16 protein-coding genes and 1 tRNA gene are annotated in these 15,004 nt (G+C 66.8%); 5 read left to right on the top strand and 12 right to left on the bottom strand.

Annotated elements, in window-relative coordinates; genetic code table 11:
• Positions 1–231 precede the first annotated feature (231 nt).
• Positions 232–1,026: a response regulator gene (locus ACZ1II_RS19445; RefSeq protein ID WP_465145228.1), complete on the top strand. Its 795-nt coding sequence runs from the start codon at positions 232–234 to the stop codon at positions 1,024–1,026.
• A 229-nt stretch (positions 1,027–1,255) separates the two neighbouring features.
• Here the strand turns inward: ACZ1II_RS19445 and ACZ1II_RS19450 are convergent, their stop codons facing one another.
• Entirely contained in the window at positions 1,256–1,639 is a 384-nt protein-coding gene (locus tag ACZ1II_RS19450) for a PilZ domain-containing protein (protein ID WP_465145229.1), read from the bottom strand.
• 61 nt (positions 1,640–1,700) lie between these two features.
• The gene (locus ACZ1II_RS19455) at positions 1,701–3,362 is read right to left on the bottom strand and encodes a CHASE domain-containing protein (protein WP_465145230.1); all 1,662 of its coding nucleotides are present in this window, start codon (positions 3,360–3,362) and stop codon (positions 1,701–1,703) included.
• Positions 3,363–3,645: 283 nt separating this feature from the next.
• On the opposite strand from ACZ1II_RS19455, the gene ACZ1II_RS19460 reads away from it, so the two are divergent.
• Together ACZ1II_RS19460 and ACZ1II_RS19465 are read left to right on the top strand one after the other, a co-directional pair.
• Entirely contained in the window at positions 3,646–3,858 is a 213-nt protein-coding gene (locus tag ACZ1II_RS19460) for a NepR family anti-sigma factor (protein WP_465145231.1), read from the top strand.
• Positions 3,851–4,438, top strand: coding sequence for a sigma-70 family RNA polymerase sigma factor (locus tag ACZ1II_RS19465; RefSeq protein WP_465145232.1), 588 nt, complete (start codon positions 3,851–3,853; stop codon positions 4,436–4,438). Before ACZ1II_RS19460 ends, ACZ1II_RS19465 begins: the two co-directional genes overlap by 8 nt.
• Positions 4,439–4,517: 79 nt before the next feature.
• Here the strand turns inward: ACZ1II_RS19465 and ACZ1II_RS19470 are convergent, their stop codons facing one another.
• The 4 genes from ACZ1II_RS19470 to ACZ1II_RS19485 all read right to left on the bottom strand — a co-directional run bounded on the left by ACZ1II_RS19470 (position 4,518) and on the right by ACZ1II_RS19485 (position 7,003).
• On the bottom strand, positions 4,518–5,384 hold the full coding sequence (locus ACZ1II_RS19470) for an NAD(P)-dependent oxidoreductase (RefSeq protein WP_465145233.1): 867 nt from the start codon (positions 5,382–5,384) through the stop codon (positions 4,518–4,520).
• 110 nt (positions 5,385–5,494) lie between these two features.
• The gene (locus ACZ1II_RS19475) at positions 5,495–6,097 is read right to left on the bottom strand and encodes a superoxide dismutase (protein ID WP_465145234.1); all 603 of its coding nucleotides are present in this window, start codon (positions 6,095–6,097) and stop codon (positions 5,495–5,497) included.
• Between the two features lie 261 nt (positions 6,098–6,358).
• The gene (locus ACZ1II_RS19480; protein ID WP_465145235.1) at positions 6,359–6,646 is read right to left on the bottom strand and encodes a hypothetical protein; all 288 of its coding nucleotides are present in this window, start codon (positions 6,644–6,646) and stop codon (positions 6,359–6,361) included.
• 87 nt (positions 6,647–6,733) lie between these two features.
• Positions 6,734–7,003 (bottom strand): GlsB/YeaQ/YmgE family stress response membrane protein, encoded by a 270-nt coding sequence (locus ACZ1II_RS19485; RefSeq protein ID WP_465145236.1) that lies wholly within the window; start codon positions 7,001–7,003, stop codon positions 6,734–6,736.
• 189 nt (positions 7,004–7,192) lie between these two features.
• On the opposite strand from ACZ1II_RS19485, the gene ACZ1II_RS19490 reads away from it, so the two are divergent.
• Together ACZ1II_RS19490 and fahA are read left to right on the top strand one after the other, a co-directional pair.
• Positions 7,193–7,912 (top strand): energy transducer TonB, encoded by a 720-nt coding sequence (locus tag ACZ1II_RS19490; RefSeq protein ID WP_465147344.1) that lies wholly within the window; start codon positions 7,193–7,195, stop codon positions 7,910–7,912.
• 60 nt (positions 7,913–7,972) lie between these two features.
• Positions 7,973–9,289, top strand: a complete 1,317-nt coding sequence (fahA, locus tag ACZ1II_RS19495; RefSeq protein ID WP_465145237.1) for a fumarylacetoacetase — start codon at positions 7,973–7,975, stop codon at positions 9,287–9,289.
• A gap of 196 nt (positions 9,290–9,485) precedes the next feature.
• Here fahA and ACZ1II_RS19500 read toward each other — a convergent pair whose 3' ends face one another.
• From ACZ1II_RS19500 to ACZ1II_RS19525, 6 genes are all read right to left on the bottom strand, one after another.
• A complete protein-coding gene (locus tag ACZ1II_RS19500) occupies positions 9,486–10,409 on the bottom strand; it encodes an NAD-dependent epimerase/dehydratase family protein (protein ID WP_465145238.1) in 924 nt (307 codons plus the stop codon).
• Positions 10,406–11,536 carry a glutamate 5-kinase gene (gene proB, locus ACZ1II_RS19505; protein ID WP_465145239.1) on the bottom strand — a complete coding sequence of 377 codons (1,131 nt, stop codon included), beginning with the start codon at positions 11,534–11,536 and terminating at the stop codon, positions 10,406–10,408. The genes ACZ1II_RS19500 and proB overlap by 4 nt, the downstream gene beginning before the upstream one ends.
• 62 nt (positions 11,537–11,598) lie before the next feature.
• Positions 11,599–12,540 (bottom strand): DMT family transporter, encoded by a 942-nt coding sequence (locus tag ACZ1II_RS19510; RefSeq protein WP_465145240.1) that lies wholly within the window; start codon positions 12,538–12,540, stop codon positions 11,599–11,601.
• A gap of 39 nt (positions 12,541–12,579) precedes the next feature.
• Positions 12,580–13,482, bottom strand: coding sequence for an alpha/beta hydrolase (locus ACZ1II_RS19515; RefSeq protein ID WP_465145241.1), 903 nt, complete (start codon positions 13,480–13,482; stop codon positions 12,580–12,582).
• A gap of 95 nt (positions 13,483–13,577) precedes the next feature.
• Positions 13,578–14,633: a GTPase ObgE gene (gene obgE, locus ACZ1II_RS19520; protein ID WP_465145242.1), complete on the bottom strand. Its 1,056-nt coding sequence runs from the start codon at positions 14,631–14,633 to the stop codon at positions 13,578–13,580.
• A gap of 189 nt (positions 14,634–14,822) precedes the next feature.
• Positions 14,823–14,898: transfer RNA gene (locus ACZ1II_RS19525), tRNA-Ala, on the bottom strand.
• Positions 14,899–15,004 lie beyond the last annotated feature (106 nt).

The following is a 15,004-nucleotide window of genomic DNA, read 5'->3' on the forward strand; positions in this document are numbered from 1 at the left end:
CACCACCGGTTTGCGGGGGGTGGGGGAGCCAGTGGTGACAAGGAGCAAACGTGGGCCTGCCGCGTTGGTTCCCGAAGCAGCCGCTGCCGACGAAAAATTTTGAGGTTGCCCTGCCCTCCCTGCGGCGTCAGAAATCGATGGCCGGTCGGGAGGGGGCGCGGGCCACCGATGCGAAGAAGAACATAGGCCAATAGCAGGGAAGCGCGGCTTCCCTCGATCCAAGGAATTTCGATGTCCGTCTCCGACCAGATCGCCATCCAACTGCCCTACCTTCGCCGCTACGCACGCGCGCTGACCGGCTCGCAGCAGTCCGGCGACACTTACGTACGCGCCACTCTGGAAGCCGCCCTGGCCGACAAGGTGCTGCGCGACGATATCGCCCGCAGCCGCGCCGCCCTCTATGCCGCCTTCACCCGCATCTGGACGACCGGCCATATCGAGGAACCGGGCCTGAACAACGAAGGCGGCCGCCACGAACAGGCGGCGCAGACCCGCCTCGCCACGATCGCGCCGACGCACCGCCAGGCGCTGCTGCTGACCACCGTGGAGGAATTCTCGCGCGAGGATACCGCCCGCATCCTCGCCGTCGCGCCCGAGGACGTCGATGCGCTGGTGACGCAGGCCGTGCTCGAAATCGAAGGCGAGAGCACCACCGACGTGCTCATCATCGAGGACGAACCGCTGATCTCGATGCAGCTCGAAGGACTCGTCAGCGACCTCGGCCACCGCGTCGTCGGCACCGCCGCCACCCACGCCCAGGCGCTCGACATCTTCGAACGCTCCCCCGCCGGTCTCGTCCTCGCGGATATCCAGCTCGCGGACGGCAGCTCGGGGATCGAAGCGGTGGAAGACCTGCTCAAGTTCGGCGACGTGCCGGTGATCTTCATCACCGCCTACCCCGAACGCCTGCTCACCGGCGAACGGCCCGAGCCTACCTACCTCGTCACCAAGCCGTTCCAGGAAGCCACCGTACGCGCGGCGATCAGTCAGGCGTTGTTCTTTGGGTCGAGCAAGCCGCTCGGGTGAAGAGAATAAGGTAGATTCCGGGGGATGATCCCCCGGACCCTCGGAATTAGCGACGTTGCGCGCACCCTATCCGTAGTGCGCTCCTTGCGGCGCAGCCATTAAGTCTCCCGACGCAGCCATGAGTGCGCAACGGATAGGCGAGGCGTGACCTAGACGGTATTGGGGGTGCAGGGGGGCGAAGTTTATCCTGAGCTTCGCGAAGGGCTCCCCTGCTTTTACCTTCCTACCTTCAGTACCGTCGCCCGAACCGCCGCTCCCCGGCATCGATAGGCGGCAGCAGACGGCCGAAATGGTCGCGCGGCATTTCCTCGGAGGGCGGCGGCTGGAAGCCCAGATGGCGCACCACGGCATCGTGGACCGGGGCGAAGAAGCGCACGCCTGCGCAGCCCGCAGCCTGCCAGACCACTTCCCCCTTAGCCCGCTGTTCGCGGCAGAGTTCCAGCTCGATCTCTACACCAATGGCCGGTGCATCCCCGGCGAATTCGACCATGCAGCCTCCGGCAGAAAGGTCGTAGAGGAAGACCGGACCGCTCGGCCCGTTTATCTCCCGGCCCGCCTCCCGGCATTCGATCTTCTTTTCGACGATACGCCGATCCCAGCCTCGTGCTTCCATTTACCCACCCCTCCAGGATGAACAATCGTTCATCCTTAGGAGCGAATCACCTAAGTTTTCGTTATCGGCGCTCGCTGCGCAGGGCGAATTCGCGGCTGGCGCGGACCGGTACCTTGAGGCGGCATTCGACCCCTTCCGGCTTGAACCGGAGGTCGACTTCGGACTTGAGTTCGTGCGCGACGATCTTCTCGATCAGGTCGCGGCCAAAGCCCCGTTTTGTGGGTTCGCGCACCGGCGGGCCGCCTTCCTCGCGCCAGTCGAGTTCAGCAAGGTCGGGGTTTACCAGCCTCCAGCCCACGTGGATGCGCCCGCCGCTGGCGCTGAGCGCGCCGTATTTCGCGGCATTGGTGGCCAGTTCGTGGATCGCGAGGCCCAGCGACATCGCGTCGTTGGGCGCCAGCCGGATTTCCGGGCCGGAGAGTTCGACGTGGCTCTCGTTGCCCTCCATATAGGGTGCCAGTTCCGAGCGCACGACATCGCCGAGGATCGCGTGGGTCCAGTCCGACTGGGACAGCAGGTCGTGCGTGGCGGAAAGCGCACGGATGCGGGCGGTGAGGCTTTCGGTAAAGTCGTCGATATCGGTGGCGCGGCGGCGGGTGAGCGCGGCGATCGACAGCACGTTGGCGAGTGTGTTCTTGACGCGGTGGTTCAGCTCGCGGGTCAACGAATTGCGGATCGCGGCCTGGCTCTGGAGCCATTCCAGCACCATGCGATCCTCGGCGGCGCGGCGGGTGATGAGCCGCCCGATCGCCATGACCATGAGCGAGGCGAGCGCGCCGAAGAACAGGGTGATGCGCGAGGCAGTGGAGAGCACCCCGCTCTTGCGATCGCTGATGACGACCACCCAGGTATGGCTGCCGAGATCGATGCGCCGCTCCATCTGCGGCCCGGCGGAGCCTTCCGCGCGGCGCTCGGCCAGGAGCTTGTCCGGCTCCACCGAACCGTCATAGACCGCCACGTCGATATTGTTGTTGCGATAGAGTTCGCTGGCCGATTCCAAGAAGGTCTCGGCGCGGAACGGGCTGAACACGAAGCCCTTCACCTGCCCGCCCGAGCGCGGTGCGATCACCGGCATGTAGATCAGGAAGCCCGGCGTCTGCTGCTTGTTGCCCACGTCCTGCACGAGGTGGACCTTGCCCGAGGCGACCGGCTTGCCGACCTTCATCGCCCGTTCCATCGCGGTGCGGCGAACATCTTCGGACAGCATGTCGTAGCCCACCGCCACGCGGTTGGTGCCGTCATCGGGTTCGAGGTAGACGATCGGCGCCAGATAGCGCCGGGAATAGTCGGGGCGCGGATAGACGAGGAAATCGGGGCGCTCGGAGCCTTGGATCGACAGCTCCAGATTGGTCACCCGGTCGACCTGCACCAGCGGCGCCCAGCCCATGCCGAGCGAGCCGTAGAGATCGCCCTTGCCCTGGAGATCCTCCGCGAAGGAGCGGAACTGCGCGGCGCTCACCTGCTCCTGCGTGGCGAAGAGCGCGGCCCCTGCCCGCAGCAGCGCGATGTTCTCGGTCGCGCGGCGCTGCAGTGCCGAAGAGATTTCGGTGAGGTTGCGATCCAGCTCCACCTGGCGGGTCTGACGGTCGGCGCGCTCGATCGCCATGACCGAGACCGCCGTGGTGATGGAGGCGATGATGAACAGCAGGAAGGGCCAGCCGCGCGGATACTTGTGGAACCACGCCTGCTTCTGAACCCTGTCGAGCAGAGCCTGGTCAATCACCGGAAATCCATGCCATTTCAGCCGAGCCGCATCTTTTCTCAGGAGCATTGCCGTGCTCCGAACCCTTCGCGAGACAGGTTGCGAGGCAGGCCGGGACAAGACTTTGTGGCTAAGGGAACCAAGACCGACCTCGATTGTTCCAACGAAAACGATGTTCGGTTGCCTTGCCGGCGAAAGGACAGTGGATCGGTCTGCCTTCGACGGCGCTGCAACGCGCTTGCAGCATGACTCTTGACCCGCTCCCGGCCAGCAAGCAAGTGTCCAGGTTGCGATGGAGCCAAAGTTGAATCAATCCGAAGGACATGGCGCGGAACACCGCGACGCCCCCGGCGGGCGCGAACCGGTGACGCCAGGCCTCCCCCCGGAAGTCCTCAGGGACGGCGAACCGGGCTGGGCCGGGGGATTGAGGAAGCTTTACAACTCCGTGGTGGACGAGCCGCTTCCGGACAGCTTCAGGGATCTTCTCAAGAAGCTGGACGGGGCGGACGATGCCTGAGGACAGCGACGCCGCCCCCGGCGCCGAGCAGAAGCGCCCCGATCCCAGCATTCCGCGCCCCGAGGACGAATCGTTCCGCCGCGAACTGCTGACCGTGCTTCCCCATTTGCGCGCCTTTGCGCGCGGTCTTTCGGGTCGCCCCGATTTTGCCGACGACCTCGTGCAGGAAGCCGCGATCAAGGCCTGGACGGCGCGGGACCGCTACCAAGCGGGCACCAACATGCGCGCCTGGACTTTCGCGATCCTGCGCAACCATTACTTGTCCGAACTGCGCAAGAGCAAACGCCAGACCGACCTCGACGAAGGCGCGGTGGAGCGCATGCTGGTGATGGAGGCGGACCAGGAAGGCCCGCTGCACCTCGGTGACATGGAAACGGCCTTGCAGAAACTGGCGCCTGAGCGGCGCGAGGCGGTGCTGCTCGTGGGGGCCTCGGGCTTCAGCTACGAGGAAGCGGCGGATATCGCCGGTTGCCCGATCGGGACGATGAAAAGCCGCGTCGCCCGCGCCCGCGCCGATCTGGCGCGGATGCTCAACGGCGAGGCGGAACTGCTGGAAGTGGGCGAACACCGGCCGGGTTGAGCGCCGGGGTTTCGTTTTGCCGCAAGAACAAGCGGGGCCCCCGCGAAGGCGGGGGCCCCGCTTCCTTGTTTCAGCCCTCTCAGCCCCGCGCCGTGTCGATGGTATATTCCGCCATGACACCCCAGTCGCGATCCGCATGGCCAGCAGCGATCGCCTCGCCCATGCGGGCATGAACGGCATCGAGTATCGGCAGGCTGCCCTGCGTTCCGGTCGCCGTCTCCGCCGCCAGTTCGCGCGCGAGGCGCAAGTCCTTGAGGCCGAGCACGGCCTTGAAGCCCGGCTCGTACTTGCGCTCGGCGATGATGCCCGAATAGTTCTGGTAGACGCGGCTGCCGAACAGGGTGCCCAGCATCAGTTCGAAGAACTTCTCGCGCGGGAGGCCCTTACCCTCGGTCAGGACGACGGCCTCGGCCATGCCCTCGATGGCCATGGTGATCATCATGTTGCAGGCGATCTTGGCGGCATTGGCGACCGTGGCATCCTCACCCATGTCCCAGACCTTGCCGGCAATCGCGGCGAAGACCGGCTCCAGCCGCGCCGCATGTTCGGCCGGGCCGCCGAGGATCACGTTGAGCTGACCCACCGCCGCCACGTCGGGACGGCCGAGCACCGGGGTCGAGAGATAACCGACACCCGCCGCTGCATGCCGCTCCACCAGTTCGCGCGCGAAGGCGACCGAGATCGTCGAGCAGACGAGATGGACCACCCCCTTCGGTGCTCCGTCCAGCACGCCGCTGTCGAGCAGGACCTCGCGGATCGCGCCGTCTTCCGAGAGCATCGTCAGCACCGCGTCGCCGGCGAAGGCCTCTGCGGGGGTGGCGACCATCTCGACGCCTTCCACCGTGCCGCCCGAGCGGTTCCACGCCCGTACCCGGTGTCCCGCCGCCGCGAGGTTGCGCGCCATGGCGCTGCCCATCGCGCCGAGACCGATGAAGCCGATGTCCATAGGGAATGTCCTGAAAAAGAAGATGCCGGAAATGCTGCGGGCCGGATCGCGCCTTGCAGCGCGACCCGGCCCGGTTCAGCGTGTCATGCCAGCCTTGCGGCCGCCGGAAATCAGACCGGGTAGGTCCAGGCCGTGCCGCGCTCGAAGTTCTCCGAGGCGAAGTCCCAGTTGATGAGGTTTTCGAGAACCGTCTTCACATAGACCGGGCGCTTGTTCTGCTGGTCGATGTAGTAGGCGTGTTCCCAGACATCGATGGTGATGAGCGGGTTGACGTCGGTGGTGATCGGGGTGCCCGCGTCATGGGTCGAGATGACCTTGAGCTTGCCGCCGTCGACGACGAGCCATGCCCAGCCCGAAGCGAAGTGGTTGACGGCTTCGGCCGAGAGCGCTTCGAGCAGCGCGTCGAGCGAACCGAAGTCGGCTTCGATCGCGGCCAGAAGGGCGGCGCTCGGCGCGGTCTTCGCGGGGTTCAGCGAGTGCCAGTAGAAACCGTGGTTCCAGGTCTGCGCAGCGTTGTTGAACAGCGGACCCGAAGCGAGCTTGGTGATTTCCTCGACCGACTTGTCGGCATTGTCGCTGCCTTCGATGGCGGCGTTCAGCTTGTCGACGTAAGTCTTGTGGTGGGCGCCGTGGTGGATTTCGAGGGTCTTCGACGAGATGTGCGGTTCGAGCGCGTCCAGCGCGTAGGGCAGCGGCATCAGCGAAATGGTCATGGCTGTCTTCCTGTTTCAGGTTATAAAAGGTTTGGACTGCCCCCCGCAGGTCAGCGGAGAGCGCATCGAACGGTGCATCTTGTTTCCGGGGCTATGTCTGCCCTCTTGTCCAACAATTCAAGCGTCTATTGGCGGCATTTTCACTGTCCGGGCTGATAGCGCGCCTTGGCGGCGAAGCGGCAGCCGAAAACGCGAGAAGGATGACGGGTCTCCCCGCCATCCTTCTGCGCCCGTTCGGGACGGGTATGGGTGGCTTGCGGATCAGTTCTGCTTCTTGATCTCGTCCGCCTTGTTTTCGAGTGCGTCGGACTTGGCCTCGCCCGCCGCCTCGACGGCATCCGCCTTCTGGTCGACCGCTTCGGAGGCAGCTCCGGTCATCTGGTCGGCCTGGTCGCGCAGGGCATCGGCGGCAGCGTCGGACGACTGTTCGACGGCATCGGCCTGCTGCTCGGTGGCATCGTCCGCCTTGTTGTTGCAGGCAGCGAGACCGAGCGAACCGGCCGAGACGATCGCGATCATCGCAAGACGCGCAGTGGGCATCACTTTCATGGCAGGCATCCTTTCCCTGTTATCGACTTTATTGATTTCGAGGGGCGCGCCTTTCTTGCGGAGGGCGCGCCCCATTATTCCAGGATCTTAGCGGATCGAGCCGCGACGGAAGAGGTTGACGATCGCCAGCAGCACGATCGCGCCGAGGAACGAGGCGAACAGCGACATGATGTCGAAGGCGCCGCTGGTGATGGGCGCGCCGCCGATCAGCGGGGTGATGAGCAGGCCAGCGATCAGCGCGCCGACCACGCCGACGACCACGTTCAGGAAAATACCCTGCTGCGCATCGGTGCGCATCACGATCGAAGCGAGCCAGCCGATGACGCCGCCGACGAGGAGAATAAGAAGTAGAGTCATTGCCGTTTCTCCAAAATTGTGTCGTTGGCAGAGTAACGACGTTGCGAACTCAAGGTTCCGCAGTGCGGCTAACCATTTATCGCAGCCTGCCGCAGCCGCCCGCCCTCGAACCGTCGGGGAGCCTTCGTGGCCTCCACTTGTTTTTTCCGGAGAGGGCCGGATGCGGTACAGGAGAACGCAGGCTTGCAGATGCCCCGACGAGACCGGCTGCTGTCCGCCCTCGCCTCGGCGGCGATCGTCGGCGGTGGGCTGGTCGCGCTGGGCATTGGGCTGGGCGTGGATTTGCCGGTCCTGCCCTCCCGCGCCGCGCTGACTGCTGTCACGGTTGCGCCTGTCAGGCCCCCGCCAGAGCCGCCGCGTCCTGAGAAATCCGCGTCGGCTCCGAAGGACAAGGCGGCTCCCGAGGGCCGCAAGGCCGAAGCCTCTCCCCTCGCACCACCGCCTCAGATCGTTCTTCCCGTGAACCCGCCGATCCTCACCGCGCCGCGTCCCGGCGAGGGTGCGCAATCCTCACAAGGCGCGGGCGTAGGGGGAACCGGCAGCGGCACGGGCGGTGACGGAAACGGGACCGGCGGCGGCCGGGGCGGCGACGGGGCCGGTCGCAACGCCGGTGTCGCCACCTATCCCCGCCAGACCGCCGGACGCATCCGCTTCTCCGACCTTCCGGCGGACTTGCGCAAGTCCCGCAGCGGCGCGCAGATCACCGTGCGCTACCGCATCGGCGTGGACGGGCGGGTCAGCGGCTGCACCGTCGTCGCCTCAAGCGGCAGGCCGGATGTCGACAGCGGCACCTGCCGGGCCATCACCGAACGCTTCCGCTTCCGCCCCGCCCGCGATGCGCGCGGCGATCCCGTGCCCTTCGTCATGACCGAGACCCAGGGCTGGGACGATGTCGAAGAGGAGCCGTGACGCCGCCATTTCAAGCGGCTAGGGATGCCCTCGAAACATAAAATGGAAGAGGAGAATCCCATGGCCCTGATCGACGAAACCCATGACGCCGCGCTGCGCTCCTGGGTGGCAAGCGCGAACGGCCATGGCGATTTCCCGATCCAGAACCTGCCGCTCGGCGTGTTCTCCCGCCCCGGCGAAACCGCGCGCGGCGGTGTGGCCATCGGGGACCATATCCTCGACCTCGCTGCCCTTGCCGCGTCGGGCCTGCTCGAAGGCGAGGCGCTGGAAGCCGCCCGCGCCGGTTCGGGCGAGACGCTGAACCCGCTGCTTGCCCTCGGCGCCGCACCGCGCCGCGCGCTGCGCCGCCGCCTCTCCGCGCTGCTGGCCGAAGGTGCCGCCGAGCGCGCGCAAGTCGAACCGCTGCTGGTGGCCATGGCCGAGGCGACGCTCCACCTGCCCGCCCGGATCGCGGACTACACCGACTTCTACGTCGGCATCCACCACGCCACCAATATCGGCAAGCTGTTCCGCCCCGACAATCCGCTGCTGCCCAACTACAAGCACGTCCCCATCGGCTATCACGGCCGCGCCTCCACCGTCCGGCCGAGCGGCGCCCCGGTGATCCGCCCGAACGGCCAGACCAAGGCCCCCGACGCGGACGCGCCCTCGTTCGGCCCGATCGGACGGCTCGACTACGAACTCGAACTCGGCGTGTGGATGGCGCAGGGCAACCAGCTCGGCCAGCCGATCCCCATCGGCGAGGCGTTCGATCACGTCGCGGGCGTGACCCTGCTCAACGACTGGTCCGCGCGCGACGTGCAGGCCTGGGAATATCAGCCGCTCGGGCCGTTCCTCGCCAAGAACTTCCTCACCACCGTCTCGCCCTGGATCGTGACGATGGAGGCGCTCGCCCCCTTCCGCATCGCCCAGGCCCCGCGCCCGGCAGGCGATCCCCGCCCCCTGCCCTACCTCTGGGACGAGACCGACCAGCGCGAAGGCGCGCTTTCGCTCGACCTCGAAGTCAGCCTCAGCACCGAGCGGATGCGCGGCGAAGGCCTGCCCGCGCAGCGCCTCAGCCATGGTCCGGCGGGCAACATGTATTGGACGATCGCGCAGATGGTGACGCACCACGCTTCCAACGGCTGCGAGATGAACCCCGGCGACCTGCTCGGCACCGGCACGATCTCGGGCCCCGAAGACGGTTCGCAAGGGAGCCTGATGGAGATCACCCGCTCAGGCCGCGAAAAAGTGACGCTGCCGACCGGCGAGACGCGCACATTCCTTGAGGATGGCGACGAACTCGCGCTGTCGGGCCGGTTCGTGGCGGAAGGTGCGGTTTCGATCGGGTTCGGGGCCTGTGCAGGGGTCGTGCAGGCGGCAGTTTCTTTGAAGTAGAAAAGGGAAAAGCAGGGGAGCTTAGCCCCCCTGCACCCCAATACCGTCTAGGTCACGCGTGCCAACTCCGTAGCGCGCTCATGGCTGCGTCGGGAGACTTAATGGCTGCGCCGCAAGGAGCGCAGGACCGATAGGTAGCGCGCAACGACGACATTCCGAGGGTCTGGGGGATCATCCCCCAGGACTTCCTACTTCTTCAAAGCCACCCGCTAGCCCGATACCACTCGGCAGTCGCCCGCAGCCCATCGCGCGTATCGATACGCGGTTCCCAGATCGACGCAGGCACTGCCGCCTCCGCCCCGACCACCCAGTCCGGATGGCTGAGATACCCCGCGCGGTCGGCGGTCATCTTCGCCCCGTCACCGCGCAGGAACTGGTCCACTTTCGCCGCCTTGGCGAGCGCTCCGGGCGAAAGCGAGAACACCCGCACGCGGCGGCCGACGGCGGTGCCGATGGCGCGGGCCATCTCGGCATTGTCCCAGCCGAGCGGCTTGCCGTCGTCGGGTTCGAAGAGTTTGCCGGTCACATCCTCGCCGCCCGGAATCAGCGCCACCAGCAGGCGCGCGAGGTCCTCGACGTGGATCATCGAGGCCGCGCCTTTCGGCACCGGCACCACACCCCAGCGCGCGGCGCGGAACAGTTCGAACATCTCGCGGTCGCGCGGGCCGTAGATCGCGGGCGGGCGCACGATGGTCCAGTCGAGCGGGCTGGCGCGCAGGAGCTTCTCGGCCTTGGCCTTGGAGGCGCCGTAGGCCGACAGCCCCGGCTCGCGCGCGGAAAGCGAGGAGACGAAGACGAGGCGGCGGATGCCCTTGGCCACTGCCGTTTCGATCACGTTGAGCGTGCCGGTGACGTTGCCGGCCTCGTATCCGGCGGCGTCGGGCGCGCTGACCACGCCCGCGACGTGCAGGATCGCCTCGGCCCCGCGCGTCAGTTCGGAGAGCGAGGCGGTGTCGCGCAGCTCGCCGCGGACCCAGGTGACGTTCTCGCGCGGCTCCTGCTCGCGGCGGGTGAGCGCGCGGACGTTGTATCCGGCGGCGACGGCTTCATCGAGCAGCGACTGGCCGACGAAGCCGGTGGCTCCGGTCAGCGCGATGGTGGGGTAATCGAATTCCATCATTTCAGAACAAGCTGGTCGCGATGCACCACGGATGAACGGGGCGAATAACCGAGCACTTCGGCCTGCTCGCTGGAGTGCAGGCCCCGGATCGCGGCGCATTCGCCCGCGTGGTATTCGGAAAGGCCGTGGGCGACGACGCGGGCCTCGGCATCGACGATGGCGACGGGATCGCCGCGCTCGAAGTGGCCTTCTACCCCGGTTACGCCCTTGGCGAGCAGGCTCGATCCGCGCGTCAGGGCGGCGGCGGCTCCGGCATCGACATGGATGCTGCCCTTGAGCCGCAGCCGTCCGCCGAGCCAGGCCTTGCGCGCGCCTGCGCGGCGGCGCGGCAGGAACAGGGTGCCGATGCCTTCACCGATGATCCGGGCCACCGGGCGATCGTGCTGGCCGTTGCCGATGACGAGGCAGATGCCCGCGAGTTCGGCGATCTCGGCCGCCTGCAACTTCGAGACCATGCCGCCCGAACCCATGCCGGAGTTCGATTCGGTGCTGGCCATGGCGTGGACTTCCGCCGTGACGCCCTCGACCACCGGGATCATCCGGGCGCCCGGCTCCTTGGGGTGGCGGTCGTAGAGGCCGTCGATATCGGAGAGCAGCAGCACGGCGCTCGCCTGCGCGGCCTGGGCGACGCGGGCGGCGAGGCGGTCGTTGTCGCCAAAGCGGATTTCCTGGGTGGCGACCGAATCGTTCTCGTTGATGACCGGCACCGCACCGGCATCGAGCAGGCGGGTGAGCGTGGCGGTGACGTTGAGGTAGCGGCGGCGATCCTCGAGGTCGTCCAGCGTCAGCAGCATCTGCGCCGCGGTGATGCCGTGGCTGCCGAGCAGTTCGGCCCAAAGACCCGAGAGCGCGATCTGGCCGACCGCGGCGGCGGCCTGCGCATCGGCGAGCGAGCCGCGACCGCCCTTCTCCAGCCCCAGCGTCGCCGCGCCCAGCGCGATGGCGCCCGAGGAGACGACGATCACGTCCTGACCGCGCGCGCGTGCTTCGGCGATCTCGGCGACCAGCGCAGTCAGCCAAGCGCGCCGCACGCCCTCCTTGCCGACGAGCAGCGCCGAGCCGACCTTGATGACGAGGCGGGGTGCGAGGGCTCTGTCGGAGAGATCGGAAAGGCGCGATACAGGCATGGAAGCCGAGCCTCTAGGACAGTTGCCGATTCGGGGAAAGCATTCGCTTGCGAAAGCGCATGCTAGGGCGCCGAAGCGATGCGCCGTGCCTGCCGGGCGCGAAACATCTCGTGGCCGCTGACCAGCAGGATCCCCGCGATCACCATGAGCGCGCCGCCGATGAAGGCCGGTTCGAGCCGCTCGTCCAACAGGACCACGCCGAAGACCACGCCGAACAGCGGCGTCATGAACGAGAGCACCCCAAGCCGCGAGGCGAGATAGACCCGCAGCATCCCGAACCAGACCAAGAGGCTGATCAGCGAGACGAAGACGATCTGGAAGGTCATGCTCAGCCCCAGCAGCGGCGTCATCGTCACCCCGGTCTGCCCGGTGGCGAGCGCCAGCAGGCCCAGCAGCACGAAGGCGCCGAAGAGCTGGTAGAGCGTCGTCACGCTGCTCGGCGCCTGCGAGAGGCGGGAGAAGCGCAAGGTCAGCGTCGTCGCACCCCAGGCCGCCCCGGCGCCGATGCCCATGAGGTCGCCGATCCACGCCGTGCCGCGTGCAGGGCCGCTTCCCGCGCCGCCGAGGAACGAGACCGCCACCCCGCCGAACGCAGTGACGATGCCCAGCCATTGCAGCGGGCTCAGGCGCTCTTCGGGGAGGCCGAAATGGAGGCCCAGCGCAGTGAAGATCGGCGCGGTGTAGAGGAAGATGCCCATGTGCGAGGCATTGGTGAAACGCAGCCCCTCGCCCATGAACAAGTATTCGAGCGCGAAGAGCGCGCCGATCGCCACGCCCGGTTTCCAGGTGCCGCCGCCCAGGGCGTGGCTCTCGCCTCGCGCGAAGACCAGCGCGGCGATGAACAACGCCGCGATCCCGGAGCGCAGGCTGATCTGGAGGACCGGCGCCATGTCCGCGGCAACGGCCTTGAGCGCGGTCTGCTGCATGCCCCAGATCGCGCAGAGGCCGATCATGAGAAACGCGGCCTTGCCGTCGACCGGCTTGCGGGGAGCGATGCTGTTCATGCGCCGCTCCATAGCTGCGCCTGCGCGGAGGCGGCAGCGTTATTTTTTTGGCGGCTGGGCGCCCTCGATCATGAACCACGGGGTGCCCTCGCCTTCGTAGGGCGGGGCCGGATAGAGCCAGCGCAGCGCGTCTTCCGCCGCGTGGTGATAGACGGTGGCGTGGGAGGCGCTCTTGCTGAAATCGTCGTAGCGCAAAGTGACGCGCTCAGGCGGCTGTGCCGCGAGGAAAGTACGAAGGCGGTCGATCCCGTCCTGCATGGTGCCACCTTCGTCACCCACCGCGAGATAGAGCCGCGCCCCGGTCATGTCCTTCACGCGGGCGGTGCGGGCGAGATCGGCGAGCGGGCGGCGGTCGTCCCACCAGAGGCTGGGGCTGATCGCCACATAGTCGCCGAACAGCGTCGGGTCCTTGAGCAGGGTATCGACGACGAACAGCCCGGCCAGCGATTCGCCCATCACCGCGCGGCGCTCCCCGGTGCGGAAGCGCGCTTCCACCAAAGGCACGACTTCCTGCCGCAGGAACCGGCGGAACCTGTCGGCGCCGCCGCTTTCGGGGAAGGCGGAAAGGTAGCGCGGATCGCTGGGCCGCGCGGTCAGTTCGGCGCGGCGGTTCTTCGTCTGCACGCCGACCACGATCATCGGGCCGTATGTCCAGCTAAGCGAGGCGAGATTGCCGAGACCGGCGATATGGACGAAGTCCTGATCCAGTCCGCCGTCCAGCAGGTAGACGACCGGGTAGCGATCCGTCGATTTCTCGTAGCCGGTCGGCAGCCAGACGTTCAGTTCGCGGGTGTCGTCCAGCACGGCGGAATGAAGCTGGTAGCTGGTGCCAAGCGCGATGGGCTGACTGGAAATCTCCTGCGCCGCCTTCTGCGCGAAAGCGGCGGTTGGCGACAGGAGCAGCGCGGCGGCAAAAATGGTCTTCTGGAGCGTCATCGCCATGGTCTAGCGAGAGCGGCCTGCCCTGCCAACATGGCTTTGAAACACAACCGAATAAGCGCGAGCGACGCTTGCGCCGCCCGCGCTTACCTATCCGCTCAGATCGGCGACCAGGGCTTGTCGTCGGCTTCCTCGCGCTCGCCTTCGGGACGCTCGGTCACGGTGGCGGCGGGGAGATAGTCGATCACCGCATCGAGCAGCTTCGACATGCCCTTGCCGGTAGCGCCCGAGATCGGGAACACTTCGTCGGCACCGGCCTTGAGCAGTTCCTTTGCATAGTCCGCCGCCAGGGCATCGTCCACGAGGTCGATCTTGTTGAGCGCGACGAGGCGCGGCTTGTCCTCAAGCCCTTCGCCATAGGCCTCCAGCTCTTCCTCGACGATCTGCATCGCCTCGACCGGGTCGGTGCTGGAAATGTCGATGAGGTGGACGAGCACGCGGCAGCGCTCGATATGGCCGAGGAAACGGTCGCCGATGCCCGCGCCGTCGGCGGCACCTGCGATCAGGCCGGGGATGTCGGCCAGCACGAATTCGCGGTTCTTGTGGGTGACGACGCCAAGCTGCGGGCGCAGCGTGGTGAAGGCGTAGTCGCCGACTTTGGCCTTGGTGTTCGACAGCTTGTTGATGAAGGTGGACTTGCCCGCATTCGGCATGCCGACGAGGCCGACGTCGGCCAGCAGCTTGAGGCGCAGCCAGACCCACAGCTCCTGCGGGGCGATGCCCGGCTGGTGCTGGCGCGGCGCGCGGTTGGTGCTGGTCTTGTAGCTGGCATTGCCGCGACCGCCCATGCCGCCTTCGAGCAGCACGACCTGCTGGCCCGCCTCGGTGAGGTCGGCCAGAACGGTTTCGCGGTCCTCGTCGTCGATGATCTGGGTGCCGACCGGGACCTTGATGACAAGATCCTTGCCCGCCGCGCCGTTGCGGTTCTTGCCCATGCCGTGGCCGCCGCGCGGGGCCTTGAAGTGCTGGGTGTAGCGGAAGTCGATCAGGGTGTTGAGACCGGCCACGGCCTCGAACACCACGTCACCGCCCTTGCCGCCGTTGCCGCCGTCAGGGCCGCCGTACTCGACGTACTTCTCGCGCCGGAAGGATACCGCACCCGGACCGCCGCCGCCCGAACGGATGTAGATCTTGGCCTGGTCGAGAAAATGCATGTGTCTGGCTTCCGGCAATCCTGAGAGCTGAAATGGGCTGGCGATTGCATCGCCGGGGCGGCACCGGCTCTCTTCCAGTGCCTTGCACCGCTGAAAAAGCGGCGCATCGCAGATAAACAAAAAACCCGGCCATGTCTCGGGCCGGGTGATGCCCGGCGCGGGGCCGGACATACATCAATCCTTATATACTGGTGGAGCCGAGGGGGATCGAACCCCTGACCTCGTCATTGCGAACGACGCGCTCTCCCATCTGAGCTACGGCCCCGTTCCAGTATTTTCGCAAGGCGACAGGCGCTTTGCGAGGCGCTCCCTTAGCGAAGTGCTCTTTCCCATGAAAGAGCAAAAATGAAGCGCCCGAAAATTCGCAGGCT

Source organism: Novosphingobium sp. BL-S-20 (genome assembly GCF_055521635.1).

Coding starts and splice junctions, on each gene's coding strand:
- ACZ1II_RS19450 (WP_465145229.1), bottom strand. CDS start 1,639: ATGGAAGCACGAGGCTGGGATCGGCGTATCGTCGAAAAGAAGATCGAA.
- proB (WP_465145239.1), bottom strand. CDS start 11,536: ATGCCTGTATCGCGCCTTTCCGATCTCTCCGACAGAGCCCTCGCACCC.
- obgE (WP_465145242.1), bottom strand. CDS start 14,633: ATGCATTTTCTCGACCAGGCCAAGATCTACATCCGTTCGGGCGGCGGC.
- ACZ1II_RS19500 (WP_465145238.1), bottom strand. CDS start 10,409: ATGATGGAATTCGATTACCCCACCATCGCGCTGACCGGAGCCACCGGC.
- ACZ1II_RS19485 (WP_465145236.1), bottom strand. CDS start 7,003: ATGACTCTACTTCTTATTCTCCTCGTCGGCGGCGTCATCGGCTGGCTC.
- ACZ1II_RS19470 (WP_465145233.1), bottom strand. CDS start 5,384: ATGGACATCGGCTTCATCGGTCTCGGCGCGATGGGCAGCGCCATGGCG.
- ACZ1II_RS19465 (WP_465145232.1), top strand. CDS start 3,851: ATGCCTGAGGACAGCGACGCCGCCCCCGGCGCCGAGCAGAAGCGCCCC.
- ACZ1II_RS19515 (WP_465145241.1), bottom strand. CDS start 13,482: ATGGCGATGACGCTCCAGAAGACCATTTTTGCCGCCGCGCTGCTCCTG.
- ACZ1II_RS19490 (WP_465147344.1), top strand. CDS start 7,193: ATGCCCCGACGAGACCGGCTGCTGTCCGCCCTCGCCTCGGCGGCGATC.
- ACZ1II_RS19445 (WP_465145228.1), top strand. CDS start 232: ATGTCCGTCTCCGACCAGATCGCCATCCAACTGCCCTACCTTCGCCGC.
- ACZ1II_RS19510 (WP_465145240.1), bottom strand. CDS start 12,540: ATGAACAGCATCGCTCCCCGCAAGCCGGTCGACGGCAAGGCCGCGTTT.
- ACZ1II_RS19480 (WP_465145235.1), bottom strand. CDS start 6,646: ATGAAAGTGATGCCCACTGCGCGTCTTGCGATGATCGCGATCGTCTCG.
- ACZ1II_RS19475 (WP_465145234.1), bottom strand. CDS start 6,097: ATGACCATTTCGCTGATGCCGCTGCCCTACGCGCTGGACGCGCTCGAA.
- fahA (WP_465145237.1), top strand. CDS start 7,973: ATGGCCCTGATCGACGAAACCCATGACGCCGCGCTGCGCTCCTGGGTG.